Origin of the sequence: Ensifer sesbaniae (assembly GCF_013283665.1) — a bacterium.
GTDB classification, from domain to species: Bacteria; Pseudomonadota; Alphaproteobacteria; order Rhizobiales; family Rhizobiaceae; genus Ensifer; species Ensifer sesbaniae.
The window spans coordinates 1,360,686-1,384,990 of record NZ_JABEKU010000002.1 but is presented as its reverse complement, the minus strand read 5'-3'; the positions used below and the strand labels follow the sequence as shown (position 1 = coordinate 1,384,990).

Sequence of the window (24,305 nt, the reverse complement as noted above, 5' to 3'; positions counted from 1 at the left end):
CTTGGCTGGTTCATCGGAGTTGGTTCGTAGCTTCACTTGGCGGATCGGCGACGTGGATGAAGTGCCTCATATCGCCAACGCAACGCACGCCGAAAATCGGTCTTTTCTCTGGCGGCGTTGGCCACGCTCGTCAGTTAACGCTTGCTGCCACGATAAATGAATGGTGATACCGACGGAGCCTGCTGCTCGAGAATGTGATCGACGGCAGGTCGGGCAGGCGCGTGGCGGCAGACCGGGTCGGTGGCGGTGGGGTCGGCGGCGAGGGTCATGGCCTGGCAGCGGCAGCCTCCGTGATCATGATCGCGACGGGCGCAGCTCCGGCAAGGCTCCTGCATCCAGGCATGGCCGCGAAACGCGTTAAAGGCCGCTCCGTCATACCAGATCGCCGAAAGGGGTTTTTCGGTGACCCGGTCGAAGACGACGCCGGGAATCGTCGCGGCGGCATGGCAGGGCAGGACCGTGCCATCGGGCGCGACATTGATGCCGGTCGAGCCCCAGCCGCCCATGCAGGCCTTGGGATAATCCGCGTAATAATCCGGTGGGACGAAGTCGATCATCATCCGGCCGGCATAGGCGAGTCGGGCTTCGGCCACCGCGTCCTTTGCCTGCACTACTTGGGCGCGGGTCGGCAGAAGCGCATCGCGGTTGACAAGCGCCCAGCCATAGAACTGGACGCAGGCGACCTCGATACGCCGCGCGCCGAGATTGGCAGCGAAATCGATCGCTGTCCTGACATCATCGATCGTGTGCCGGTGCATGACGGCATTGACCGTCAGCGGAATGCCACGCCAAAGGACCTCTTCTGCCAAAGCAAGCTTGCGCGCGAAGCTTCCCCTGTAGCCGCCGATCCAGTCGGCCTTGTCGGCGGTCGTCGCCTGCAGTGACAGCTGGAGATGGTCGAGCCCGGCGGTTTCCAGGGCATTGAGACGCGTCGGCGTCAGCCCGATGCCCGATGTGATGAGGTTGACATAGAGGCCGGCGTCCCGCGCCGCCTTCACCAAAATTTCGAGATCGCGCCGCGATGCCGGCTCGCCGCCGGACAAGTGCAATTGCAGCACGCCGAGCTTGGCAGCTTGGCGAAACACATCGATCCAGCCTTCAGTCGTCAGTTCCCGCGTCCGTTCCGTCAGCTCCAGCGGGTTGGAGCAATAGGAGCAGGACAGGGGGCAGCGATGCGTCAGCTCCGCAAGCATGGCGATCGGTGGGGCAGGGCGGTCCGTCATTGATAATCCACCAATCGCTGGCCGGCGAGGCCGTCGAGGAAATCGCGAACGTCGGATGCGACGTCTGCCTTCGGTGCGCCGTAGCGCTCCGCGAGACGGCTGGAGATCGCGCCGAGCGTGGAGCGGCCATCGACCTCCCGAAGGATGGCAGCACCGATATCGTCGAGCAGCAGCGCCCGCTCCGGGACGAGCAGCACCATTGTGTCGCGGACGCGGTCATGATGCAGGCGCGTTCCGCGCGGCAGAAGGGGAACGGGATCGGTCGTCATGGGCGGATTGTCCGTTGCGCCTCGCCGGGCCGCCAGGCGCCGGGCGGGATGTGACCATCGACATAGCTGCTCCACAGCGCGTCGAGTTGCGCCCACAGGACATCCGTCTTGAATGTCAGCGCCGCGATAGCCGCCTCCTGCTCGGTGCGGGTTACGGCGTGGGTCAAGACCCAATCGAGTGTGAAACGTACGTCCTTCGGCGCCTCGTTCAGGCGGTGGCGGAAATAGGCGATCGTGTCGCGATCGGCAAAATCATAATGTTCCAGCAGGCCGGAAATTCGCTGCGTGTGGATCGCCGGCGCAAACATCTCGGTGAGCGAGCTTGCCATCGCGGCGATGAGCGGCTCGTCGCGCACGAAGCGGATATAAGCGTCGACGATGAAACGCGTGGCCGGCATCACGCCGCGGCCGGAGGCGACATAGGCGGGATCCAGCCCGACGCCCTCGGCCAGTCTGAGCCAGCGTCGGATCCCGCCGCCGTCTTCGGTGCCGCCGTCATGATCCTCGATGCGGGAGCGCCAGATGCGCCGCAGATCCGGATCAGGGCAGCGCGACAGGAGCGCGGCATCCTTCATGGGAATGGAGCACTGATACTGCCAGCGATTGATCACCCAGGCCTGGACCTCATCTATCGTGCAAGCTCCGCCGTGTAGTCTGTCATGGAAGCGGTGCTTGTCGTGATAGCGCTCCTCGCCGACACGGCGCAGCCGCGCCTCGAATTCCGCGCGGCTCAGGGGCCAGTCTTCCTGTTTCGGGGTCAGGTTCAAAGGACGATCTCCATGCCATCGTTGGCGATTTCCCATCCGGCGGCCATGATCGTTGCGCGGGCCTCGCTGTCGGGCATCAATGCCGGATTTGTATTGTTCACGTGCGTATAGATGCGCCGACCTTGCAGCGGGCCGAGGCGCGCGAGCGAACCGGCGGGCCCGCGCATCGCCACATGCCCCATGCGCACGCCGGTCTTGGCGCCGGTGCCAGAGAGCGGCATGTCATCGTCGCTCCAGACCGTGCCGTCGAACAGCACCACGGCCGCCTGCGAGAGGTGATCCACGAGCCAGTCGGGGAGGGCGGCGCAGCCTGGAACATAGTGGGCTTCGCGTCCGCCGGCTTGCAGGCGCAGCCCCACGGTCTGTTCGCCCATCGCCTCCAATTCCGGCGTTTCGCCTTCCAGGTAGAGAGGGGTCTTTCCCGGAACGGCATAGGCGGTGACCATCAGGCCCGGTAGCGGGCTGAAGGGATGGTCCAGAAATACGGTCTCCCGCCGCACCAGGACCGGATCGAGCACGCCGAACACCGTGTTTTCGGACAAAACCTGATGCGTTGCGTCGGTGGCGTAGAGGGTGAAGCCGGTCTTTTCCCTCAAGGTCAGCAGGCCCGCGATGTGATCGACATCGCCATTGGTCAGCACTACGGCCTTCACCGGACTGCCGCGAAGGCTGGTCGGGTGTAGCGCCGGCCAGGTGGCGAGCTGCTGACGCAGATCCGGCGACGCATTGAGCAAGGCCCAGGTCGAGCCATCGACGCTGACGGCCAATGTGCTCTGCGTCATCGGAGCGATCAGCCCCCGCCGTGCGGCGGAGCATTGGGTGCAGCCGCAGTTCCATTGGGGCAGGCCGCCACCGGCGCCTGCCCCGAGTATGACGATACGCATTGTTCCGGTTCAGAACGGATGGTCCGGACGCGGTTCATCTTCCGACGGGCCATACATGTTGATTTCCATGCCGCAGGCGATGTTTTTGATAACGGGTTTCTTCCAAGCCATAGCTTTTCTCCTCCAACTGTGAACGGCCACGGTGTCAGCTTGCGCTTCTTGCAGGTGTCTCGACAATGCGACCAAGGTCTCGGTGTTCACGGAGCAGTTGGGTTGAGCTGCCCGGCAACCGAGGTCTTGCGCCTATTTCGCGGTTGCCAGGGTCTCAAAAGCGGCCTTGATGCGCTCGCCCGCCTTGGCGGGGAGCTTGACCGCCTTGGCAGCGTCGGCATTCGGCGAACCATCGCCGACGCGGATAAGGGCCACCATGCCCATGCTGAAATGCGGTGAGCATTTAACGCCATAATAGCCCGGCTCGGTGACACTCAGGACATATTCCTCGTTCACCTTGCTCTTGAAGGGTTTTACGCCGTCCGGAAGCATGCCCTTGATGCCCTCGACATTGTGGCTCTTGTCGGTGGGGATGAAGTGAACGGTATCGCCGGGTTGCGCGGCCACAGCGGCGGGTTCGAAGACCATGTTGCCGCTCTCGCCCTTGTTCATCATCTTGATCATGTGCTCGGCGGCATCAGCGGTGCCGCTTGCAAGGATCACCAGGGCTGCCGAAGCCAGAAATTTCTTCATGTCCATCTCCTCCAGTTCAGGTGGAAGGGATGTCCCATGGGGCGGCTGGTGTCGCAATGCGACCTTGGTGGCGGACGAGAGCGTTAGCTGGCGTGGAGCACGAAGGCTTCCAGCGCATCAGCGGCGATCGGCTTGTACAGGATCTCGATTCCAGCGGCTTCGGCGGCCATGCGCGTCTGCGGTTTGCGGTCGGCGGTCAGGATGCGGGTTGGGCGCTCGCCATATTCGGCATGCAGCGCTTCCACCGTTTCGATGCCGGTAAACGCGCCGTCGAGCTGCTGGTCGACGAGATAGAGGTCGGGCACGATGCCGATCTCCTCCAGGAGCGAGAGCGCTTCCTCGCCGCTGCCCGCTTCCAAGACACTGACGCCGCGTCGCTCCAGCAACAGTGCGATCGCCCGGCGCAGGTCCACGTCGTTTTCGACGAGAAGGGCGATCCGGTCGCTGTTTCCGCCCGGTTCCTCCGGGATGACCGGCGCTACTTCGCCGTAGTTCGGACAGGCATGCTGCGCCACCGGCTTCAGTTCAACGGAAAAACACGTGCCGCGCCCGAGGTCCGAGCGCAGCACAAGCCTATGACCGAGCAGGGCGCAGGCTCTTTCTACAATGGCAAGGCCGAGCCCCATCCCCTCGGAGGCCGAGGCGGAACCCTGGACGCGATGGAACTCGCGAAAGATCGACTGTTGCTGGTCCGCCGCGATGCCAGGTCCTGTGTCATGGACCTCTATTCGCACCTGCCCGTTCGAGCGGCGTGGGCCGACGAGGACACGGCCGCTCGCGGTGTAGCGAATGGCGTTGCTGATGAGGTTCTGCAGGATGCGGCGCAGATAGGTCGAGTCGCTCAAAACGGTGAGTTCGCAGGGGAGGATATTAAGTCGCAGGCCCTTGCGGGCGGCAACGGGGGCGAATTCGTCGGTGAGTTGCTTCAGGAGCAGGGAGAGCGGCACTGGACCGACATCCATCGCAGCACCACCCGCTTCCAATCGCGAAATGTCGAGCAGTGCCCCGAGGATACCCTCGACGCTCACAAGCGCATTGTGCGCCTTTTCCAGCGTTCCCCGCATCGGCGTCGCGTCCGCGTCATCCCTTGCAGCAGCTACGAAGAGCTTGGCGGCGGAAAGTGGTTGCAGCAGATCGTGACTCGCGGCCGCAACGAAGCGGACGCGAGCGGAGTTGGCGCGTTCGGCTTCGGCAAGGGCGGCAGCAAGATCACCGGTCCGAGCGGCGACCCGCGCCTCCAACGAAGTGTTGGCGCGGATCATTGCGTGGATTGCGTGCCGCTCGCGCGTTACGTCGGCAAAGGACATGACGAAACCACGGCCCGGCATTTCCTGGGCGAAGACGTCAAGGATGATGCCAGATGCGTGCGTGATCTCGAAGGAGAGCGGTCCGCGCTGCAAATCCCCGTCAATCCATTGGCGCAGCGCGGCACCGGAAAAGCCGTCGCCGAGGGTAATGGCCTGGTTGATATGGTTTGCCAGCAGCTCGAACGGGACGCCCAGCCGCAGGAGGCGCGGTGGAATATCCAGCAATTGCGCGATCCGGCTGTTCCAGCCGACGAGGCGGCGGTTGGCGTCGAAGATGCCGACGCCCTGATTGATGTGCTCAAGGGTGGCGCGGATCATGCGGGCCTGGTTGTCGAGTAGCTTGCCGCGTTCCGAACGCTCCATGCGGATGAGGTCGGTAATATCTGTCTGGAGGATGACGGTGCCTCCATCAGCGGTGCGCTGCTCGCTGACCTGGAGCCAGCGGTCGCCGGAAAGTCCGACATTGAAGACCTGCCGTGCCCGGTGCAGCCGCATGCGCTCGGCCGCCCAGCTCTTCGGCGTCACGCCCCGCGGCAGCGCGAGTTTCACAGAGCGGCTGACCGTTTCAACATAATCTGCAAACGTGATACCTGGCGACAGTTTCGGGCGCACATCCGCAAGATCGCGGCAGAAACGCGAATTGCACAGCACGAGGACTTCTGCCGGATCGAAGAGTGCGAAGCCTTCCTCGATCGCCTCGATGGCCTGCGACAGGTCGCGGCGCGCGCGCTCGGCCGCGCTGTTAGCCTCGTTGAGCAGCTTCAGCGTCGCTTCGAGGTCGCGCGTTCGCTGGCGGACCCGCTCCTCCAGCATGGCCGCGCGGCGGAACTGTTCGAAGGCGGCGCTCCGATCGCCGGTGTTCTGCTCGACATGACGCATTAGAGCGTCGGCGATGACGAGCATCTTTTCGAGGTTGCGGGCCTCGCCATCGGCAGGATCGAACAGGCCATCGGAAAGGCGATCGTTCATGGGGCATTTTCCGAAAAGACGGTGCCGGGCGGGTAGAAGGCAAAGCCTGTCATCGTATGGTTGATATGCATGGGACCGATCTGCTCACCATAGGTGGAAAAGCCGATGACGCCATGCTGGCTTAAGAGTTCCGAGACGGGGCCGATCATCTGCCGTTCTTGCGCTTCTATGCGGCGCAGGATGCAGTCGAAGGCTAACACGGCAACGGGATTGGCCGGTTGCTTGAGCGCCTTCAGTTCCGCCGAGAGGTGCCCGACGAGGTCGTGCGGCTCGGCGATGGTCAGTACCATGCCTTCGTCGATTGCAGAGAAGAACAGAAGTTCGCCCGATGGCAGGACGCGCTGGATGGCGCGAACGTGGTGACGTTCGCCCATGCGCACGGTGAGCGGATGAATGGCGAAGGTCAGCGTATTGACGCTTTCCGGCTGCATGCCGATGAGGCGGGCATATTCCTTTACCGCCGGTTCGGCATTGATGCGCCGCACGATCCGGGCCTGCGGATCCGCATCCGTCACGACCATGCGCCGTTCGGTCGGCTTGATGTGGTCCATCTTGAACGGACGCAGCGGACAGGCGCCCCGCATGATGGAGATGACGGCGGCATTGGCGAGCAGTTGCTTGCCATCAAAGACCAGCGTTTCGCGGAAACGCGTGCCGTCGCCCGCCGAGCCGCCAATCAGCGGCATCGCGCCGGTCGCCGCTGCCAGCGCGGAGGCAAGCTCATCCTCCCGCGCCGAAAGCCCGTCGACAAACAGGAGGGCGAACTCTTCCGGCAGGTGGCCATGGTCGCGGGCCAGAGCCTGACGGATGTGCAGCAGCGTGTCGGAAAGGTCGCTTGCCACGAGTTTCGAGAGGTCGGGGACTAGCAAGGTCTCGGCGGCGAAGTGGCGGGCATGGAAACCGACGGCGACAATGCTTTCTTCGTCATAACCATCGCCGGAAATCTCGCCCGCGGTGGTGCAGCCGGCAATCTTCGCGCCCTTCCAGACCCTTCGGGCCTCGGTAACGGCGGACGATACATCCGCCTCGGGCGACACGAAGAGCAGCACGAGTGAAAAGGGGCCGGGGCCGAGGCTTTTCGCCAGGTGCTCGACAGGGCAGGTCTCGTGCGCGGAAACGAGCGCACGCGATACGTAATGTTCGTCCACGGGCGATGGCCTCCTCCGCCGTTCCCCCGTCCTCTATTTTAAACCATTCGGCGCGCCTCGGCGCCAGCGTGGAATGCGATTCTTAGCCGATGGTCTTAGAGCCTCAAGCGTCCGTGATCATCGTGTTGAAACTTGCCTCTTGCGCGAAGAGCACAGCCTGCATGCGCGTCTGGACACCGAGCTTGCGCATGATCGCGGTAACATGCGCCTTCACCGTCGTCTCGGCGATCGAAAGCTCGTAGGCGATCTGCTTGTTCATGCGCCCGGCGCAGACGAGTTGCAAGATACGCGCCTGTTGCCGCGTCAAGAGCGCCAGCCGCTTGACCGCTTCCTCTGACAGACTCGGCGGGACGGATCCCTCAAGCGTGAGATGGCTGGCGTGGATTTCGCCACGCGCGATGACCGAGAATGCCTCGCGGAACTCTTCGCGCGATGCGTGCTTCGGCACAAAAGCATTGACGCCGGCTTTCAGCGCGGCGCGCACGATGCGCACCTCGTCCAAGGACGAGACGACGACGATCGGCGTTTCCGGAGCAGCTTGGCGCAGGCGCACCACGCCGTCGAGCCCGTTGACGTCGGGAAGGTTGAGATCGAGCACCACGACATCGGGCAGCGGACACGTGGCAAGTCGCGTGAGCGCGGCCTCCAGCGTGCCGACGGCCTGAACGTCCGGAATACCGACCGGCCCTGTCAGTGTCATCGCCAGCGCGTCGCAGAAAAGGGGGTGATCGTCAACGATCAGCGCCGATGTCAGCTTACGCACAGGCTTTTGCGGTATAAGAACTGGCAACATGCGAAATTCCCGATAGGGCTGGCGATAGCTTAGCATTGAATTCGTCCGTCTTCATCGGCCTATTGGCCAGAGCAAAAGCAGCAAAGCCGGGCGTTTTCGCCCGGCTCCAAATTTCAGTTCAGCGAAGCCAGCTGTTTTGGCAGGCGGAAGGTCCAGACCATGCCGCCTTGATTAAGATAATTGACTTTCTTGGCGACTTCCCCACCCCAGAGCGGAACGGCGCCGCCCCAGCCGGAGATGATCGAGACATATTGCTCGCCGTCCTGTTCCCAGGTCACCGGCTGGCCGACGATGCCCGAGCCCGTCTGAAACTTCCAAAGTTCCTCGCCCGTCTCGTTGTTCAGCGCGATGAAATCACCTTCCGGCGTGCCGAAGAAGACGAGGCCACCGGCCGTGGTCATCGCGCCGCCCCAGAGTGGAGCGCCGTTCTTGTACACCCACTTGATCTCGCCGGTGTTTGGATCGATCGCCTTCAGGCTGCCGATATGGTCCTCGAAGAGCGGCTTGATTGTGAAGCCGGCGCCGAGATAGGCAGCCCCCTTCTTGTAGCTGATCGGCTCGTTCCAGATGTCCATGCCCCATTCGTTTGAGGGCACGTAGAACAGGCCCGTCTTCGGGCTATAGGCCATCGGCATCCAGTTCTTGCCGCCGAGGAACGAGGGCACGGCAAAGACCTGCTGGCCTTTGGCGCCGTCCGCCGCCGCAGCGGCATCGCCCGGACGGTTGTCCTCGTTGTAGATCGGGCGGCCGGTCTCGTCGATGCCCTTCGCCCAGGAAATGTTCTTCACGAAGGGATGGGCTGAGACGAATTTGCCGTCCTCGCGGTTCAGCACGTAGAAGAAGCCGTTGCGGTCGGCGGTGGCGAAGCGCTTGTTTCCGTCCTTGTCGACGAAGGGAACGACCTCGTTCACACCGTCGAAGTCCCAGCCTTCACGGGGCGTCGTCTGGAAGTGCCATTTGATCTCGCCGTTTTCCGGATCAATGCCGAGGCGCGAGGCGGCATAGAGATTGTCGCCCTTGTTTCCTTCGACAGGCTTGCCGGCATTGCGCAGGTGGCTGTTCCAGGGCGAGGGATTGCCTGTGCCGAAGACGAGCGTCTTGGTGTCCTCGTCATAGGAGCCGCCGAGCCAGGTTGCTCCGCCGCCGGTCTTCCACATGTCGCCTGGCCAGGTCGCGTTCAGCGTCCCGGTCATCGTGCTTTCCTTGCCTTTGAAGGTGCCCATGTGACCTTCAATCACGGGGCGGGTCCAGATGAGCTCGCCGGTCTCGGCATTGCGTGCCTGCACCTCGCCGACGATGCCGAACTCGCCTCCGGAATTGCCGGTCACAACGAGACCGTTCACAATCAGCGGTGCTGCGGTGTAGCTATAGCCCTCCTTGTAGTTGGCGAGCTTCTTGCTCCAGACGACATCACCGGTCTTGCGGTTCAGCGCGACAAGGCGCGCATCGAGTGTGCCGAAATAGATGTTGTCGCCGTAAATGGCAGCGCCGCGATTGACCACGTCGCAGCAGGGTAGGATGCCCTCCGGCAGCCGGGCGTCGTATTGCCAGACTTCCTTGCCGGTCTTGACGTCGATGGCATAGAGACGGCTATAGGAGCCGGTAATGTACATGATGCCGTCATAGATGATCGGCTGGCTTTCCTGGCCGCGCTGCTTTTCGCCGCCAAGCGAGAAGGCCCAGGCGGGCATCAGGTTCTTGACGTTCTTGGTGTTCAGCGTCTCCATCGGCGAAAAGCGCTGCAGGTTGCGCCCCATGCCGTTGGTCAGGACGTCGCCGACGGTTTCGGCGTCCTTGGCAAGATCTTGTTCGGTCACGCCGGCATAAGCGGCGCTTGAACAGGTGAGGGCCGCGATCGCGGCCAGAACGAGTTTCCTCATGGCATCCTCCCACTCCACGCCCGCAGCAGCACGCGGGCTCCACGATTGGGATCATCGGCGCAGTTGCGGAACGACTGAATTGTACCTTGGTCGTAAAATGCCGGTTTCGCCGAGGGTCGCACGGGTTCGACCCCTGTCAATAGGTCGTATATCGGCGCCAAGGAGGAGCGGTTAGCCTCATCCGATCAGGGAGGAGGAGCCCATGAGAATCCTGAAATCGCTCGCCAGCGCCGCAGCCGCAGCGCTTCTATCCTTTGCGCCGGCGCTGGCCGAAACGCCGGTGGTGCGCGCCGCGCTGCAGCTTTCCGGCACGGTCAACTGGGAAGCTGACACGATCCGCCACTACCGTTTCGACGAAGCGAACGGCTTTTCCCTTGAGGTGAGCGACGTCGCCGGTGCGCCGGCGGCACAGATCGCGCTCGTTGCCGGCCAGGTCGACATGATCGTCTCCGACTGGCTCTGGGTGGCGCGCGAGCGCGCCGCTGGCCGTGATCTCGTCTTCATTCCCTATTCCCGTGCTGTCGGTGGCCTGATGGTGCCGGCCAACGGCGCGGCCAAGGCGTTGGGAGACCTCAAGGGGCAGAAGATCGGTGTTGCCGGCAGCCCGATCGATAAGAGCTGGCTGATCCTGCGCGCCTATGCGCAGAAGGTGGAGGGGTTTGATCTCGCCGGCTCGACGGAGCAGGTTTTTGCCGCACCGCCGCTGGTCTACAAGGCGGCGCTTGATGGCGAGGTGCAGGCCGCCCTGAACTTCTGGAACTTCGGGGCCCGAATGCAGGCGGCGGGCATGCGTCCGCTGCTGACCATCGACCAGGCCACAAAAGCCTTGGGGCTTGATCCGGAAACGCCGCTCGTCGGCTATGTCGTGCGCGGCGAGTTGCTGAAGACACATCCTGGTCTTGGCGAAGCGATTGCGGCGGCGTCCCGTGCCGCCAAGGAAAAGCTCGCCTCCGATCCTGCCGGCTTTGAGCGCATTCGCTCGATGATGAAGGCGGCGAACGATGTGGAATTCGAGGCGCTGAAGGCCGGCTTTCTGGCCGGAACACCGAAAACAGGCGCGGTCGATGAACAGGCGGCTGCCCGGATGCTCGCTCTCATGACGGAGCTTGGCGGCGCCGATCTCGTCGGGGACCTGAAGGAACTTCCCGATGGCGTTTTCCTTCATCCCGGCAGCTGAGCCGGTTCTCCGACTTGATCTCGAACGCGGCGGGCCGGGCCATTTGCTCGGCCGGATGGTGCTTTCGCTGCTTCCGGGTGAAACGGTAGCGCTGACCGGCCCGTCCGGCGTCGGCAAGACCTCGCTGCTGCGCATCATCGCCGGTCTCGACCGCGCCTTTGACGGCCGGTGTGAAACGAGCGAACGGATCGCCATGGTCTTTCAGGAGCCCGTGCTCTTGCCCTGGCGCACGGCCATCCAGAATCTCACCATCGTCGGGCGTATTGGCGAAAAGGAGGCGTGGCACTGGCTGGAGGATGTGGGGTTGGCGGGGCTTGGCGATCGTTTTCCCGGTATGCTCTCCCTCGGCCAGCAGCGGCGGCTGTCGCTTGCCCGCGCTTTCGCCTGCGCGCCTGACCTGCTTCTCATGGACGAGCCTTTCGTCAGCCTCGATCCGGCTCTGGCATCGGAAATGATGGCCCTGTTCGAACGCCTGATCGAAGCACGCCCCTGTGCGACCTTGCTCGTTACGCATGTGCGGGCCGAGGCCGAGCGGTTGGCCGGACGCGTCCTGCGGCTTGAGGGGCGGCCCGCGCGGCTCGTCGAGGACCGCCAGAAGGCCGGCGCATATTTCCAGTTGCCAGTATCGGGCGTCACGATGTCGAGATCGTAGCCGGTCTCGTTGACACGCCGTGCGGTTGGAAGACTGCTCTTCGCTGCCTCATCGACGAACCGGCGGCCGAGCGCCTGGTGTTCGACGAAACCACGCCCCGCGCATCAGGTTGAGCCCGCAGTTGAGCTCGCCAATGGGCGCCGGCCTCCGCAGCGCGACGGTCCCAGTCGGCGGCGGCGTCCGGGTCTTCGTGGTTGCCAAGGCCGTTGTCGTCGAGCTGGACATCTAGGTCATCGCCCCCGTCCAACCGGCGGCGGCGCAGCTACTTCATCACACAGCGTCAGCTCCTCGGGTTTGAGCGTGCCGCCGCCCTCCGTATCCGTTTGGGCAGCTAGCGCGGCATTGGCGGGAAACAGCAGGCTGGCGGCGAGAGTGACGAGGCGCACGGCGTTTTTTCTGTTCAGGCTTTTCGCGCGGTGAGGCCACGGGCAGGGTCGTAACCCCAGATGGCAACGAGGCCGAAGATGACGAAGGCGGCGAGCGTGACGGCGAGCGCCGTGAGGTTGCCCTTGGCATAGAGGGCAAAGCGGATCAGCTCGACGGCATGGGTGAAGGGATTGAGCGCGCAGAGATCCCTGAGGTGCGGCGAGGCCTCGGCCATCTTCCACAGCGGGTAGAGGGCGGAGGACAGAAAAAACATCGGGAAGATGACGAAGTTCATGACGCCAGCGAAGTTTTCGAGTCGTCGGATGAAGGAGGACAGCAGCAGGCCGAGCGCGCCGAGCATCATTGCGGCGGTTAGGATCGCCGGGGCAGCGGCGAGATAGCCGAACCAGGGGAAGCGAATGCCATAGAGTGCTGCGATGGCGAGGAAGGCGTAGGCCTGCACAACGGCCATCAGGCTACCTGCCAGCAGCCGGCAGAACAGCAGCCACCAGCGCGGTAGCGGTGCTGTTAGCAGCAAGCGCATCGAGCCCATTTCCCTGTCGTAGACGAGACTGAGCGAGGATTGCATACCATTGAACAGCAGGATCATGCCGACCAGCCCCGGCACGATATAGATCTCATAGGTAATATAGGTCTGGTAGGGCGGCGTGATCGCAAGACCGAGGGCTGCGCGAAAGCCTGCGGCGAAGACGAAAAGCCAGACCAGCGGCCGCACCAGCGCCGCGACGAGCCGCCCGCGCTGGCCGATGAAGCGCAGCGCCTCGCGGTGAAGGATCGCCCGCAGCGCGACAAGGGAATGCGAGTGAAGGAAACCGCCCGTTTCTTCTTCGATTGACGGGAAAGCCTCGACCGTCATGCCCGTTCTCCTGTCAGAGCAAGGAAGCGGCTGGTGAGATCGCCGCCGGCGATGTCGCCGGCCTCGCCATCGGCGAGTACCTGGCCGCGATGGAGAATAATGAGGCGATCCTTCGCCCGAACCTCGTCCACCAGATGGGTCGCCCAGAGCACGGTCAGTCCCTGTGAGGCGAGATCATGCACATGCGCGGTGATCGCCGCGCGCGAAGCGGCGTCCAGTCCAACCGTTGGCTCGTCGAGCAGCAGCACCTTCGGCCGGTGAAGGAGGGCGCGGGCGATCTCCATGCGCCGGCGGTGGCCGCCGTTGAGTTTCGAGGCTTTTTCCCCGGCACGTTCTGCCATACCGAGCCGGTCGAGTGCGGCCATGGCGCGTGTCTCTGCTTCACGCCCCGAAAGACCGTGCAGGGCGGCGAAGTACAGGAGGTTGCGCTTGACGGTGAGATCGGGATCGAGCGTCGAGGTCTGAAAGACGACGCCCATCCGGGCGAGCGCTGCGCGCGGTTCTCGCGCCAAGTCATGCCCCGCGACGGCAATACGGCCGCTGTGCGGCGTGAAGAGTCGTGTCAGCATGCCGAACAGCGTCGATTTTCCCGCACCATTCGGTCCAAGCAGGGCGCAGAAGCGGCCGGGTTCAACGGCAAAGGAAACATTGTCGAGCGCGCGGCGCGTTCCCCAATCATGGTTGATACCTTCGACCCTCAAACCGCCCATGGTGCCTCACTCTATGGTGATCTCGACCTGTTGTGTCTGGCCTGTGCTGCCCGGAATTTTCAGCTGGTAGCTGCCCGGCTTGATCGCGATGAAGCTGATTTCCGCTTCGCCGGCCTCGTCGAACTCGATGGAATCGACGCCGAGCGGGCGGATCTCGATGCCTTCGACGACGATCTCGTTGAGCCAGATGGCGCGGAAGAAGCCGGCGCCTTCCAGCGCCAGTTCCTGGCTGCCATCGGCCTCGATCTTCAGCGTGTAGTATCTGCCGGATTTCAGGGTCATCGGCCTTTGGGCGATCGGCTGGCCAGCCGAGAGCGTGAGGCCGGGCAGCGTCTCGCGGTTGGATTTTGACAGAAGGCCGGCAAGACCGATCATGGCCTCCGGCTTGGCGTCGTCATCGTTGGCGACCGCGGCGAACGGGACGGCAGCGAGCAGCATGGTGGCGAAAATTGCTTTTTTCATCCCGCCCTGCCTCTCAAGTCATGGCCGGGTCGCCGCGCCCCAAGGGAAGCGGCCGACTCTGATGGATTTCAAGGGCTCCAGCGTCGCGACATCAATGACGGTCACGTCGCCGGAGACGCCGTTGGTGGTGAAAAGCTGCGTGTGATCCGGCGAGAAGGCGAGGTGCCAAACACGGCGGCCGACGAGCACGTATTTCTCGACCGCAAAGGTTTCGCCATTGATGACGGCCACATGGTTGGCCGGGCCGAGTGCGACAAAGGCCGTCTTGCCGTCGGCGGTGAATTCGAAGCCGACGGGCTGGATAAGGTCGGCGTTCACGCCCGCGATCTCGAAGCGGATCTTTACCTTCTCGGTTTGCGTCGCGACATCGAAGATGGTGATCGTGCCGCCGATTTCCGAGGAAACCCAGAGCTCCGTGCCGCCCTTGGCGAATTCGGCATGGCGCGGGCGGGAATCGACCAGCGTGTTGGCGAAGATCGTTTTCTTCTCCGTATCGATCCAGTGCGCCATGTTCGTCGTTTCCGAAGTGGTGATGACGATCTTGCCGTCCGGCGAGATCGCCATGCCCTCGGGCTCGATGCCAACATTGATCTGGCCGACCACCTGCCGTGTGTCGACATCGACCACGGTCGTCACCGCATCGTCCTCGTTGGCGATCCAGAGGTGCTTGTCGTCGGGCGCGAGAATGAACTGTTCCGGGTCCTCGCCGGAGGGCAGGTCGTGCAGGATTTCGCCGGTCGCCGGGTCCATCACCTGCACGGTGTCACTGTCGGAGGCGCAGATATAGACGCGGCTGTGGTCGGAATTGAAGGTAATGCCGCGCGGCCGCTCGCCGGTCTTGATCGTGCGCACGACCTCGAGCTTGGCCGTGTCGATGACGGAGATCGTGTCGTCCTTCTCGTTCGTCACCCAGATTTCACCGGACGGATCCGATGCGGTCGCGGCGAGAAGGGGGGCGAGCAGCAGGAGCGGAAAACTCATCTCATTCTCCAAAGGCGGTGCAGGCGCTTTCGGGCTTGTCGAGGCCCAGCGTGTCCATGTCATTGGTCTGATGCAGATAACCGTCGAGTGGTGTCAGCTCGACGAGCGCGCGAGAATTGACGACCGCCATCGGCTGTCGCAACTGGCCGTTCCAACTGCGGTAGCTGAGGCTGCGGCCCTTGAAGCCGTCGAGGGCGAACTTGTCCGAGAGGATGAAGGCGCGCAGCACTGCCGGATCGGCGGAGTTGGTGCGCGTGACCGCCTCGCCAATGGTCCTGAGCGCCGCCCAGGCGGCATAGTCGCGTGAGTTCATCTCGCGGCCCGTGGTGTTCTCGAAACGGTTCTGCAGCTGTACGGCAGCCCATTGCTCCAAGACTGGAGCCCAACCTTCGCCACGGAGCCCATCCGCACCGGCTACCGGGCGCGGCAGCCAGGTATTGTCCTGCACATAGCGGGCGAAATCGTCGGATTCATCGGCGATCAGCAGCACGTCGTAATCTGGAAAGTCCTGCGTGAAGAGCGGGATTTCCTGGCCGGCGGCGCGGCGTAGATCCGTGTCGAAGGTCCAGTTCTTGGAAGCGAGGATATCCACCCCGAACTTTTGCGCGGAGGCGCGCAGCGTTTCGGCGTAGGCCGTGTCTTCCGGCTTCGGCCCGACGATCAGCACCGTGCGGGTCCAGCGCCGGGCCTTCAGCACCTGCATCAAGGCATCGGTGCGCATCGCATCTTCCGCCATCGTGTGCAGCAGGTTCGAGCGGCAATCCATATCGCGCAGCCGCCGTGCACCGGAGGCGATGTCGAAGAGCAGGGCGTTCTTCGCTTCAGGCAGATCTGCGACGGCGAGCATGTCTTCGGGCGTGGCTTCGAGGAACAGGATTTTCGAGGTGGCAAGTGCCTTTCGCGCTGCGCTGGGGAAGTCGCCGCCGGCTTCGACCGAGACGACGGCAAGGCTGTAGTTCTGGCCTAGAAAGCTGCCAGTTGTTTTCGTGTCCGTCAGCGCCACTTCAGCACCGGCGATGCCGCGATCCGGCGGGATCGAATCGAGATTGGAGAGCACCGGCGGCGTCTCCACGACCTGCCGGAGATAGGTCATCGGTATGGCGATCTCTGCCGCGGCCGACGACGCGAAGCAGACGATCGCGACCGCGAGGCAAAGCCTCCTACGGCACGCTGCAAGACTTGCCGACATCTCACGTCCTCCCGGCAAAGAGCATGGCGGAATGGCGCACACGCCGAAATACGACCTTGGTGCCATGGGGCGGGGCGACCTAGGTCGCATATCGGCGGCGACTGGTGTGCCGTAGAAAATAATCCGTGTGAAATGCAAGGGAGGGACCGCATGTCGGCCAACATCATTCGCGGCGGGATTGCCGCAGCCATCCTTCTGGCAACGACGGGCCTGGTGATCGCCCATGGCGACGTGTCGCCGCAACCGGTTAACACGGACGCGCTGCCGGACGTGGGCGAGGAGTGGCAGACCGAAAATCCCTATCGCGAGGCGAAGGCTGGTCACGAAGTCTGGCTAAAGGCGGTCGAAATCGGTGCCTCGGGCTTCAACCAGAATTGCGCCCGCTGTCATGGTCTGGGCGCCGTCTCCGGTGGTCTTGCACCCGACCTGCGCTTCCTCGAGGCGGAAGAGGCGGGTGACGAGTGGTTCATCGAGCGCTTCCGCCACGGATACACGCAGGACGGCACGACCAAGATGCCGGCCTTCGGCGACATTCTCGGTCAGAAGGCCGCGTGGGCGATCCGCACCTACGTGGAAACACGCCCGGAGGATGGTGCACTTGATGACCATGCTAAACGCCTGCACGAAATCCGCGACGAACTCGGCTCCGGTAAGGTCGCCGACACCGCCGCTTTGAAACAGGAACTCGAGACGATTGCTACCGCCGTGAAGACGGCCTCCGGCGCGCCGGTCGCCGACAGCGTCACCTATGAGGCGGCGCGCATACTCTCGGACAAGCCGGAAAGCTGGAAGAAGGCGGCGGAAGTTCTGACCGTCGGCCTTTCAGCCACGCAGTAAGAGCCGCCATGCGCCGCGCCTTTCTAGCCTGTCTCGTAAGCGTCGCCCTCCCGGGCGGCGCTTTTGCGCGTTGCGAAGGCTACAAGCCCCAGCCCAAGCCGCAGAACACCTTCGCGCAGGATGTCGGCCGGGATTTCGACCGAATCATCGACGAGGGCTGGATCGAGTTCGCCGTCTACGAGGACTATGCGCCCTGGTCCTATGAGGAAAAGGGTAAGCTGGCCGGCGTGGATATCGAGATCGGTCGCCTGATCGCCAAGGCCCTCGGCGTCGAGCCGAAGTTCCGGCTGGTTGCATCTGGTGAAAACCTGGAAGCCGACCTGCACAACTATGTCTGGAAGGGTGCCGCCGTCGGCGGGCGGGTGAGCGACGTCATGCTGCATGTGCCCTATGACAGTGCGCTCGTCTGCCGCATCGAACAAGTCACCTTCACCGGCCAATACGCCACCGAAAACGTTGCGATCGCCTATCGCGCGGCCGATTACGAAGACCAGGCGCCGACACCACCTTTCTTCCGGTTCGATCCCGTTGCCGTCGAGAACGACTCGATTGCCGATTTCTACCTGACGTCGCTGATCGGCCCGGTCGACAAGATCCATCGTTATCGTTCGACCACCGCTGCCATGGATGGGCTGGCGAAGCGCGAGACCAAGGCCGCGATGGGACCGCGCGCCGAGCTGGAGGCGGGTGCGTCCCGTCATCCGGATGACGGGTTGAAAGTTCATTCCCCGACGCTCGTCGGTTTCGGTCGAGGAAGTTGGACTCTCGGCGTCGGCGTCAATTTTCAGCACAAGGATCTCGGTTACGCCCTCGACGAGGCGATCGAAAGGGCCCTGGCCGATGGTGAAATTGCCCGCATCTTCGAAGGGCATGGCCTGACCTTCACCCCCCCGCAGCGCTAGTTCCAAACGGTCGAGACGTCTCCGGCGAGATCGACCGCCGTTACGCGGGTGATGGAGCGGGACTGGTGTAGCACGGCACGGATTTGTTCGGCCGACATTAGGCAGAAGGCGGTCGAAAAGCCGTCTGCCATGGCGGCACTGTCCCCCTCCACCGAGATCGTTGACCAGCATGGACGCTCGCCCCTTGGGCCGAGAATATGGAATGCGTTGCCGATCCGCATGGCGGAGGGACTGGAGGTGGCGATGGCGTTGCCGGCAAGGCGGCGGACGGCGATCTCGCCGAGGTGAGGGTCTTCCACCGCGACGCTGAATGGTCCGCCGATTGCGGCAAATTCCCCCATTTCGACGATGGCCTGGCCGTAGCCCGCCTCTCGCAGCAACTCGCGCACGCGGTCCGCCGCATAGCCCTGCGCGATGCCGTTGAAGGTCAAGGCCTGGCCTCTGCCGAGCCGGACGGGCGATCCAATCTGTACCCTGTCCCAGCCAATTGTCACCTTTGCCTCCGTGCTGTCGCGCCCCTCGGCAAGCGCCCGCCAGAGCGGCTGCACCGTCGGGTCGAAACACCCGCCGGTCTCCTTGTAGAGGTGATCGGCGAGGCCGAACAGATCGATGAGGGCAGGGGGCGGATCGTCGAGATGGCCGGTGGCATTGAGCCGGCTAAGGGCAGAGTCGGGTTTGAACAGGCTCGCCGAGCCTTCGATCTCGGCGATCGTTTCTCCGATCCTGCGGGTCACTTCCTCTGAAATACCATGCGGGCCACGCAGATCGACGCGAACCGTGCCGCCGAACATGTCCGCCTGCCAGGTCGTCATCTCGCACCGGGCGGAACCAGCAAAGGCTACGGCCGCGGCGATGAAGATAAAACGCCGTCGTTTCATGCCCGTATTCCCATTGATATCGGTGCCCGCTTGCGTGCCGCGAGCACTAGCGGCACGCATTGCGCCTTGTCGTCATGGATCGATACGCAGTCGAGGCACTGGAAGCACTGCGAATAGGCGATCTCGCCGGTCTTTTCGATGGCGCCATAGTGGCAGCGCACGCGGCACAGCTGGCAGGGCAAACCGCATTCCACGCGCCGCGGTATCCATTTGCGCATGCGCAACAGGCCGCCCAGCGCCATCAATGCGCCCAGCGGACACAGATAGCGGCAGAAACCCTTGAAGGTGACCATGGCAAGCAGCAGCCAGAAGGCGGCATAAGCGATATAGTACCATTCGCGCTTAAAGAGCGTGGTGATGGCCGTTTTGAAGGGCTCGATCTCGGCCGCCGTTTCGGCCTTTTCTGGCGCGAGAACGGCGACGGCGATCAGGCCCGCGAGTGATAGCCAGGTGCCGGCTTTCAGTCGCTCGTCCCAGATTGGCGGCGGTTTCCATTGTGGCAGCCGTAGCAGGCGGCCGGCGTGATGGGCGAATTCCTGCATGGCACCGAAGGGGCAAAGCCAGCCGCAGAACAACCCGCGCCCGAAGAGCACGAAGCCGGCGATGGCTGCCCCCCAGATCATGAGAGAGAAGGGATCGTAGAGGAGGACGGCAAGATTGCCGCCGCCGCTGATCGTGCGGAGCACGGCCAGCGGTGTCACGATCGACAACTGACCCTGGCCCCACCAGCCAACGAAACCGATGACACCGGCAAGGAAGCCAAGCCGCGCGGGGCGCAGAACCGTCGGCGTTGACAGCCTGCGCATACCGGGGCCGACGGCGGCGAGCAGCCCGGTCAATAACAATCCGAATACCGCTAAGTCCCATTTGCGGGCGACCATAGCCTCTCGCCACGGGGGCATCGCGGCACCGATGTCGGGACGAATGAAGAACTTCTGGTCAGCTTTTAGCACCAGTGGAAAATGCACGGAACCCAGCTCCGGCTTCAGCATGCCATGTGTCCGCACGGCTTGGGCGGACAGCGTCCACTCCCGCGTCGGATCGAAGCCGAGGCGGCGGTCGACGCGCAGCAGCATGGTCGTCCCCTGGGGCACGCCGTCCCGTGCTTCCACCATCATGTCGGCATCGCGCAGCGCCACGGGCAGGCCGTCTTGCTCCGCCGAAAGCCGGTCCGGCGCTGTATTGCGCACGAAATCCGCCGAGACCAGGCCGTGACGGCCCGCATCGATGACGAGGATGGGCTCGTCATCCGGCGACATGCGCAGCAGGCGCTGAAGATCGGCGAAACTCTCTTCGCTAAGGACAGCCCGGGCAACGGCCGGTGGGCCGATATCCATGGCCCAGAGATCGAGATAAAGGCCTTCGGGATTGCCGGCGGCTTCGGGATCGTCATGCGCCCAGATCGTCGCCTTGAAGGCTGCGTCGAGTTTCGCGTTTGTGATCTTGAGGTTCCGGGCGTAGCCGCGTGCGATGAGCGTCGCCCAGTCGAGCTTCTCGTCGATGGCTGCATCGGGGCGGACCGGCGGGCCGCCTGCGATGCCCTGCATCTTTTCGCGCGCCACGGCGAGCGTCGCGGCGAGGATCGACTCGTGGGCGATCCGCACGGAGGCCGTCGCTTTCGTCACGCCGTCGAGATAGACGAGGTCCGAGCCGTTGCCGGCGTCGCCATAGGGTGTGCCGATGACCAGCGACTCGCGGATCGAATGACCGCGATATTGTTCAAGGAAAGCACGCAGCGGCGCTTCTCCAAGGCCGGAAACGAAGATCGGCTCGTTGTGCGAGATAAGCCGGACATCGAGAAAGCGGCCATCGCGATCGATCGTCACGAGCATGTCGATCGGCGCGCCGGAAAAGCCGGGCAACGGCGCGAGTGGTCCGGTTTCGAAGACATAGCCTGCATCCGCCCCGCCGGAATTGAGCAGTGTCCAGACGCCGTTGTTATTCACCGGCTCGCCAAGCGCATAGGGCGGCACGATCATGCCGGCTAGCGCTTCGCGATCGAGCGGGGCCGCGAAAGAGCTGCGGCCGAAGTGCATGAGGCTGAGAATGAGAATGCCACGCAGCGCGACACGCCGCACCAGCCCTTTCTTCATGACCAGATCCTCCCGGTCCGATTCCTATGCGCCTGCGAAAACACCGCCATACGACCAAGGTCGCGGATCGGCTGAAGGCCCGACGGGCTATAGTCATGACGGGAGAATTGGCTGAGATGCGCACCGAAGACCGCCCGTCGGGCACCGTGTACATTTTATCGCTTGGGCTATTCGGCCTGTTCTGGGCGGCGCTTGCCGGCCTGAAGGCGGATCCGACCGTCCTGCCCGGGCCGGACGATGTTGCGCGCGTGTTCTGCTTGGAGGCCGCTTCGGGACGCCTACCGCGCGAACTCCTGGCGACACTGCTGCGCGTCACCACTGCCTTCGTGCTCGCCATGACGGTTGGCAGCCTGCTCGGTTATCTGCTTGGCCGCTACCGGGCGTTTGACCGCTGGGCGGACCCGTGGGTGACGATCTTCATGAACCTGCCGGCGCTAGTGCTGATCGTGCTCTGCTACCTCTGGATCGGCCTTAACGAACCTGCAGCGATCGTCGCCGTGACGCTGAACAAGACGGCGATGGTGATGATCACCGTCCGTCAGGGCGTGCGTGCCTTCGCTCCGGCGCTGGAGGATCTCGCAACCGTTTCCCGCCTTTCCCGCCGCGACCGGCTGCGCCATCTCGTTTTGCCGCAACTCGCCCCCTGGCTCGCTGTCGCGGCGCGCAACGGAATCGCGGTGATCTGGAAGATCGTGCTCGTCGTCGAATTCCTCGGTCGCTCGAATGGCATAGGTTTTCGCGTCCACCTCTATTTCCAACAATTCGAGACCACCCATGTTCTCGTTTACTCCCTTGCTTTCGTCGCGGTCATGTTAGTCGTCGAGCACTTTGTCATCCAGCGCTGGGAAGCACATTCCGTCCGCTGGAAACGGGCGCTCAAAAACGGCTGACGCAGGCTTATAGCGACCTCTGGTGTTCGCGCGACGCAATGACATGTGGTCGGTTCACATCCCTTCAAGGCGAGACGCTGGGACGTTGGCCCAAAGCGGCCATCTCGCGTGGAAGACGAGAACGCAAGAAAGCGGCGCTACGCAGAGATTAAGACGATTGCGGATCTCCGCCTTGTTGATCTCCGCGAGGACCACGCAATCAGGATGGGAGTGTCGACGGATGTCGCGAAATCCTCCCGCGAAACCCTCGCGCGGACGTGGTCGCTTTCCATGAGCACCGATCCGTGCCGGACGGCATCATCTATCCATCCCGCCTGAATGGGCGTATGAATCTCGCGATCTTCGATCGCGTCATATCGAAATTGTCGGCGGTACGCGTCGTACCTTTGATCGGAGCACCAAGCCTTGAAGCGCAGAGAGACGAGCTCAACAAGGACCGATGGCGGTACGCGTAACTTTGCGGACGGGTATGATTACCTCCGATCAGTGATCGGTACTGATCCCCCGGCAAAATTCAGCAGTGAATCGATATCCCAAACTCGTTAAAGCACAACTTTTAATCGATGCGGCAAACTTAAAATTCTGCCTTCATTGCGCCTTTGGAACAAACCCCACAGCAAATCCGAACAGTCGGCCAATTTTCACTAAAGTTTCGAGCGTTGGGTTCGCCGCCCCGGCTTCAATTTCTGCGACTTGACGTCTTGTGAGCGCTAATGCTTTGGCAAACTCCTCCTGCGTCATGCCGAACCCTTTGCGGATCTCCGCCACAGCACCGGGCAGCCTCAGGTCACCGGTTCGAGCACGCTCGGCCAGTGTTCGCCGGTTTTCAAGAATCTCCTCTTTCGTCGGCTTCTTCCATCGAGCCATTTAGCAGTCCTTGGCCATCAGTGGCACGCCGCCAGAACGCTGTCTGCGATCGCGATGCCGCGTCCCATCGCATGGTCCAGAATATCCGGAGACGCTCCCATCTCTTTCGCCATGGCCGGAGCCTGGCGCAGATGTTCAGCAAATTCGGTAAGCGTAGTTGCGAGCGCTTTCTGCTCAGCAGGATCAGGCATCAGTTCACCGCAAATGTGCTTCCAATCGGGAAGATGATCACGACCACCGTCACGCATCATGGCCCAACGGGTGGAGCGAACAATCCCCTCTTTGGCGAGCCGCATTGGCGCAAAATCAAAGAGCGGAGACAGGCGGATCGTGCCGTTCTGGTGCTTGCTGAGTGCGGAATTCCGACCGTGATTGTCGGGATTACCGAGCGCCAGGTTGGCGATATCTCGCTTCAGGTATTCCACAATATCCGCGAAGGGATCAGCCGAGTATTGGCGCAGAACATCAAGATACGCCTCGTGCGTGCCAACATGGCCGAAATCGGCGACACCGATCGCCGACACGAGGCTTTCCTGGCCGAGGCGGATGCTTCCGCCGCCATCTCTCTTCTTCCGGTCGAAACGGGGAATGATCAGAACGCCTTCGGCGTAGGTCGAAGGTTCGCTGACATTCAGACCGATCTCTTGAGCGATCCGCGAATAGAGGGCTTCGCCTTCGAGAATCAGGCGGTCCACAGGCTCGTAGCTGCGTACCAGTTTGACGATGACGTGGCGTACGGCCTCATCATCAGTCACGAAGCTGTCGGGATAGTAGAGCCCATCATTCGCCTGTGTCATTGAGACCTTCGGCCATTCGCCTTGCAGGCCGCTTGAGCCGGATGCGAGCATTCCAAAGCGATCGGCGACTTCCATGAAGCGATCAGACCGCTCAAGAATTTCCGCTTCTGTCACCCCTTCGCGCTCAACACCGCGCAGCCGTTCCGCTTCGGCATCTGCAGCTTCTTTGATGCGGATATTGCCTATGCCGCCCGTTGCCGATCGCAGAAGTAGCTGCAGATCGGAAGCGCGCGAGCTTTCAGCAACGCCGAGGTGATCGGCAAGCTTTCGCCTTGCATGCCCCTGGGGCATAAGATCCAAGAGGAAGGGCGGCCAACTGCGGCTATATCGATTCTCGAGATCAACGGGATAACGGACTGACAAGGCGCGATGATCGCGGACAGTTTTCCCGGCGGCGAATTCCGCCGACGCCACGGTGACGAAATAGTCGAGATCGTAATCGACGATGGACGCGCCCTGAAAACCGGCCGCATCGTCCTTGAGTTCTAGCGTCGCAGCGTGATGCCACTCGCCATTAAAATGGGCTTGGAGCGTTAGGCGCATTAATTGACCCCTTCAATGGTTCAAATAATGCATCTTTGGAAGTTATTCAACCCACCACAGTGGGTTGAATAACTGCTGTCAGAACTGCCAGCTACCGAAACGGCTATGGAAGCTTCTGATCCGGCTGACCATCTTCCGGCCACGCAACGCACTCAAGTTG

General features: G+C 62.8%; 24 protein-coding genes. 5 read left to right on the top strand and 19 right to left on the bottom strand.

Annotated features, from left to right (window positions below):
* Positions 1-134 precede the first annotated feature (134 nt).
* From pqqE to BHMPCIPO_RS24180, 10 genes are all read right to left on the bottom strand, one after another.
* A complete protein-coding gene (gene pqqE, locus BHMPCIPO_RS24225) occupies positions 135-1,223 on the bottom strand; it encodes a pyrroloquinoline quinone biosynthesis protein PqqE (protein WP_173519316.1) in 1,089 nt (362 codons plus the stop codon).
* Entirely contained in the window at positions 1,220-1,492 is a 273-nt protein-coding gene (gene pqqD, locus BHMPCIPO_RS24220) for a pyrroloquinoline quinone biosynthesis peptide chaperone PqqD (RefSeq protein ID WP_173519315.1), read from the bottom strand. The genes pqqE and pqqD overlap by 4 nt, the downstream gene beginning before the upstream one ends.
* Positions 1,489-2,259 (bottom strand): pyrroloquinoline-quinone synthase PqqC, encoded by a 771-nt coding sequence (gene pqqC / locus BHMPCIPO_RS24215; RefSeq protein ID WP_246304543.1) that lies wholly within the window; start codon positions 2,257-2,259, stop codon positions 1,489-1,491. The genes pqqD and pqqC overlap by 4 nt, the downstream gene beginning before the upstream one ends.
* A complete protein-coding gene (gene pqqB, locus BHMPCIPO_RS24210) occupies positions 2,256-3,143 on the bottom strand; it encodes a pyrroloquinoline quinone biosynthesis protein PqqB (RefSeq protein ID WP_173519313.1) in 888 nt (295 codons plus the stop codon). Before pqqB ends, pqqC begins: the two co-directional genes overlap by 4 nt.
* Before the next feature lie 9 nt (positions 3,144-3,152).
* Entirely contained in the window at positions 3,153-3,254 is a 102-nt protein-coding gene (pqqA, locus tag BHMPCIPO_RS24205; RefSeq protein ID WP_173519312.1) for a pyrroloquinoline quinone precursor peptide PqqA, read from the bottom strand.
* 132 nt (positions 3,255-3,386) lie between these two features.
* Complete coding sequence (locus tag BHMPCIPO_RS24200; RefSeq protein WP_173519311.1) at positions 3,387-3,827, bottom strand: pseudoazurin; 441 nt, start codon at positions 3,825-3,827, stop codon at positions 3,387-3,389.
* 83 nt (positions 3,828-3,910) lie between these two features.
* A complete protein-coding gene (locus BHMPCIPO_RS24195) occupies positions 3,911-6,103 on the bottom strand; it encodes a PAS-domain containing protein (protein WP_173519310.1) in 2,193 nt (730 codons plus the stop codon).
* The gene (locus BHMPCIPO_RS24190; protein WP_173519309.1) at positions 6,100-7,251 is read right to left on the bottom strand and encodes an FIST N-terminal domain-containing protein; all 1,152 of its coding nucleotides are present in this window, start codon (positions 7,249-7,251) and stop codon (positions 6,100-6,102) included. The genes BHMPCIPO_RS24195 and BHMPCIPO_RS24190 overlap by 4 nt, the downstream gene beginning before the upstream one ends.
* A 103-nt stretch (positions 7,252-7,354) precedes the next feature.
* Complete coding sequence (locus BHMPCIPO_RS24185; RefSeq protein WP_246304542.1) at positions 7,355-8,044, bottom strand: response regulator; 690 nt, start codon at positions 8,042-8,044, stop codon at positions 7,355-7,357.
* A 113-nt stretch (positions 8,045-8,157) separates the two neighbouring features.
* The gene (locus BHMPCIPO_RS24180) at positions 8,158-9,924 is read right to left on the bottom strand and encodes a PQQ-dependent methanol/ethanol family dehydrogenase (RefSeq protein WP_173519307.1); all 1,767 of its coding nucleotides are present in this window, start codon (positions 9,922-9,924) and stop codon (positions 8,158-8,160) included.
* 202 nt (positions 9,925-10,126) lie between these two features.
* Here BHMPCIPO_RS24180 and BHMPCIPO_RS24175 point away from each other — a divergent pair, with 202 nt between their 5' ends.
* Both BHMPCIPO_RS24175 and BHMPCIPO_RS24170 read left to right on the top strand, forming a co-directional pair.
* Complete coding sequence (locus tag BHMPCIPO_RS24175) at positions 10,127-11,101, top strand: ABC transporter substrate-binding protein (protein WP_173519306.1); 975 nt, start codon at positions 10,127-10,129, stop codon at positions 11,099-11,101.
* Complete coding sequence (locus tag BHMPCIPO_RS24170; RefSeq protein ID WP_246304540.1) at positions 11,073-11,753, top strand: ABC transporter ATP-binding protein; 681 nt, start codon at positions 11,073-11,075, stop codon at positions 11,751-11,753. The genes BHMPCIPO_RS24175 and BHMPCIPO_RS24170 overlap by 29 nt, the downstream gene beginning before the upstream one ends.
* A gap of 400 nt (positions 11,754-12,153) precedes the next feature.
* On the opposite strand, the gene pedC is transcribed toward BHMPCIPO_RS24170, so the two are convergent.
* Genes pedC through pedA1 form a run of 5 tightly spaced genes read right to left on the bottom strand, consistent with a single transcriptional unit; the run spans position 12,154 to position 16,338 of the window.
* Entirely contained in the window at positions 12,154-12,996 is an 843-nt protein-coding gene (gene pedC / locus BHMPCIPO_RS24165; RefSeq protein ID WP_173519305.1) for a lanthanide ABC transporter permease protein PedC, read from the bottom strand.
* Complete coding sequence (gene pedB / locus BHMPCIPO_RS24160; RefSeq protein ID WP_173519304.1) at positions 12,993-13,706, bottom strand: lanthanide ABC transporter ATP-binding protein PedB/LutE; 714 nt, start codon at positions 13,704-13,706, stop codon at positions 12,993-12,995. The genes pedC and pedB overlap by 4 nt, the downstream gene beginning before the upstream one ends.
* Before the next feature lie 6 nt (positions 13,707-13,712).
* The gene (locus BHMPCIPO_RS24155) at positions 13,713-14,168 is read right to left on the bottom strand and encodes a cupredoxin domain-containing protein (RefSeq protein ID WP_173519303.1); all 456 of its coding nucleotides are present in this window, start codon (positions 14,166-14,168) and stop codon (positions 13,713-13,715) included.
* Positions 14,169-14,186: 18 nt separating this feature from the next.
* The gene (locus tag BHMPCIPO_RS24150) at positions 14,187-15,149 is read right to left on the bottom strand and encodes a YVTN family beta-propeller repeat protein (RefSeq protein WP_173519302.1); all 963 of its coding nucleotides are present in this window, start codon (positions 15,147-15,149) and stop codon (positions 14,187-14,189) included.
* Between the two features lies 1 nt (position 15,150).
* On the bottom strand, positions 15,151-16,338 hold the full coding sequence (gene pedA1 / locus BHMPCIPO_RS24145; protein ID WP_173519301.1) for a lanthanide ABC transporter ABC transporter substrate-binding protein PedA1: 1,188 nt from the start codon (positions 16,336-16,338) through the stop codon (positions 15,151-15,153).
* Positions 16,339-16,488: 150 nt separating this feature from the next.
* Between pedA1 and pedF the strand changes: the two genes are divergently transcribed.
* Complete coding sequence (gene pedF / locus BHMPCIPO_RS24140; RefSeq protein WP_173519300.1) at positions 16,489-17,175, top strand: cytochrome c-550 PedF; 687 nt, start codon at positions 16,489-16,491, stop codon at positions 17,173-17,175.
* An 8-nt stretch (positions 17,176-17,183) separates the two neighbouring features.
* Positions 17,184-18,077 (top strand): substrate-binding periplasmic protein, encoded by an 894-nt coding sequence (locus tag BHMPCIPO_RS24135; RefSeq protein WP_173519299.1) that lies wholly within the window; start codon positions 17,184-17,186, stop codon positions 18,075-18,077.
* On the opposite strand, the gene BHMPCIPO_RS24130 is transcribed toward BHMPCIPO_RS24135, so the two are convergent.
* Positions 18,074-18,955 (bottom strand): FAD:protein FMN transferase, encoded by an 882-nt coding sequence (locus tag BHMPCIPO_RS24130; protein ID WP_173519298.1) that lies wholly within the window; start codon positions 18,953-18,955, stop codon positions 18,074-18,076. The genes BHMPCIPO_RS24135 and BHMPCIPO_RS24130 overlap by 4 nt on opposite strands.
* Entirely contained in the window at positions 18,952-21,048 is a 2,097-nt protein-coding gene (locus BHMPCIPO_RS24125) for a 4Fe-4S binding protein (protein ID WP_210266638.1), read from the bottom strand. Before BHMPCIPO_RS24125 ends, BHMPCIPO_RS24130 begins: the two co-directional genes overlap by 4 nt.
* A 116-nt stretch (positions 21,049-21,164) precedes the next feature.
* Between BHMPCIPO_RS24125 and BHMPCIPO_RS24120 the strand changes: the two genes are divergently transcribed.
* The gene (locus BHMPCIPO_RS24120; protein WP_173519297.1) at positions 21,165-21,938 is read left to right on the top strand and encodes an ABC transporter permease; all 774 of its coding nucleotides are present in this window, start codon (positions 21,165-21,167) and stop codon (positions 21,936-21,938) included.
* Positions 21,939-22,526: 588 nt separating this feature from the next.
* On the opposite strand, the gene BHMPCIPO_RS24115 is transcribed toward BHMPCIPO_RS24120, so the two are convergent.
* On the bottom strand, positions 22,527-22,805 hold the full coding sequence (locus tag BHMPCIPO_RS24115; protein WP_173519296.1) for a helix-turn-helix transcriptional regulator: 279 nt from the start codon (positions 22,803-22,805) through the stop codon (positions 22,527-22,529).
* A gap of 17 nt (positions 22,806-22,822) precedes the next feature.
* Positions 22,823-24,145 (bottom strand): type II toxin-antitoxin system HipA family toxin, encoded by a 1,323-nt coding sequence (locus tag BHMPCIPO_RS24110; protein WP_173519295.1) that lies wholly within the window; start codon positions 24,143-24,145, stop codon positions 22,823-22,825.
* Between the last annotated feature and the right edge of the window lie 160 nt (positions 24,146-24,305).

What these genes read in the sequence shown, in the direction of transcription:
- pqqE (WP_173519316.1), bottom strand. Translation starts at nt 1,223, where the DNA reads ATGACGGACCGCCCTGCCCCACCGATCGCCATGCTTGCGGAGCTGACG.
- pqqD (WP_173519315.1), bottom strand. Translation starts at nt 1,492, where the DNA reads ATGACGACCGATCCCGTTCCCCTTCTGCCGCGCGGAACGCGCCTGCAT.
- pqqB (WP_173519313.1), bottom strand. Translation starts at nt 3,143, where the DNA reads ATGCGTATCGTCATACTCGGGGCAGGCGCCGGTGGCGGCCTGCCCCAA.
- pqqA (WP_173519312.1), bottom strand. Translation starts at nt 3,254, where the DNA reads ATGGCTTGGAAGAAACCCGTTATCAAAAACATCGCCTGCGGCATGGAA.
- BHMPCIPO_RS24200 (WP_173519311.1), bottom strand. Translation starts at nt 3,827, where the DNA reads ATGAAGAAATTTCTGGCTTCGGCAGCCCTGGTGATCCTTGCAAGCGGC.
- BHMPCIPO_RS24195 (WP_173519310.1), bottom strand. Translation starts at nt 6,103, where the DNA reads ATGAACGATCGCCTTTCCGATGGCCTGTTCGATCCTGCCGATGGCGAG.
- BHMPCIPO_RS24185 (WP_246304542.1), bottom strand. Translation starts at nt 8,044, where the DNA reads ATGTTGCCAGTTCTTATACCGCAAAAGCCTGTGCGTAAGCTGACATCG.
- BHMPCIPO_RS24180 (WP_173519307.1), bottom strand. Translation starts at nt 9,924, where the DNA reads ATGAGGAAACTCGTTCTGGCCGCGATCGCGGCCCTCACCTGTTCAAGC.
- BHMPCIPO_RS24175 (WP_173519306.1), top strand. Translation starts at nt 10,127, where the DNA reads ATGAGAATCCTGAAATCGCTCGCCAGCGCCGCAGCCGCAGCGCTTCTA.
- BHMPCIPO_RS24170 (WP_246304540.1), top strand. Translation starts at nt 11,073, where the DNA reads ATGGCGTTTTCCTTCATCCCGGCAGCTGAGCCGGTTCTCCGACTTGAT.
- pedC (WP_173519305.1), bottom strand. Translation starts at nt 12,996, where the DNA reads ATGACGGTCGAGGCTTTCCCGTCAATCGAAGAAGAAACGGGCGGTTTC.
- pedB (WP_173519304.1), bottom strand. Translation starts at nt 13,706, where the DNA reads ATGGGCGGTTTGAGGGTCGAAGGTATCAACCATGATTGGGGAACGCGC.
- BHMPCIPO_RS24155 (WP_173519303.1), bottom strand. Translation starts at nt 14,168, where the DNA reads ATGAAAAAAGCAATTTTCGCCACCATGCTGCTCGCTGCCGTCCCGTTC.
- BHMPCIPO_RS24150 (WP_173519302.1), bottom strand. Translation starts at nt 15,149, where the DNA reads ATGAGTTTTCCGCTCCTGCTGCTCGCCCCCCTTCTCGCCGCGACCGCA.
- pedA1 (WP_173519301.1), bottom strand. Translation starts at nt 16,338, where the DNA reads ATGTCGGCAAGTCTTGCAGCGTGCCGTAGGAGGCTTTGCCTCGCGGTC.
- pedF (WP_173519300.1), top strand. Translation starts at nt 16,489, where the DNA reads ATGTCGGCCAACATCATTCGCGGCGGGATTGCCGCAGCCATCCTTCTG.
- BHMPCIPO_RS24135 (WP_173519299.1), top strand. Translation starts at nt 17,184, where the DNA reads ATGCGCCGCGCCTTTCTAGCCTGTCTCGTAAGCGTCGCCCTCCCGGGC.
- BHMPCIPO_RS24130 (WP_173519298.1), bottom strand. Translation starts at nt 18,955, where the DNA reads ATGAAACGACGGCGTTTTATCTTCATCGCCGCGGCCGTAGCCTTTGCT.
- BHMPCIPO_RS24125 (WP_210266638.1), bottom strand. Translation starts at nt 21,048, where the DNA reads ATGAAGAAAGGGCTGGTGCGGCGTGTCGCGCTGCGTGGCATTCTCATT.
- BHMPCIPO_RS24120 (WP_173519297.1), top strand. Translation starts at nt 21,165, where the DNA reads ATGCGCACCGAAGACCGCCCGTCGGGCACCGTGTACATTTTATCGCTT.
- BHMPCIPO_RS24115 (WP_173519296.1), bottom strand. Translation starts at nt 22,805, where the DNA reads ATGGCTCGATGGAAGAAGCCGACGAAAGAGGAGATTCTTGAAAACCGG.
- BHMPCIPO_RS24110 (WP_173519295.1), bottom strand. Translation starts at nt 24,145, where the DNA reads ATGCGCCTAACGCTCCAAGCCCATTTTAATGGCGAGTGGCATCACGCT.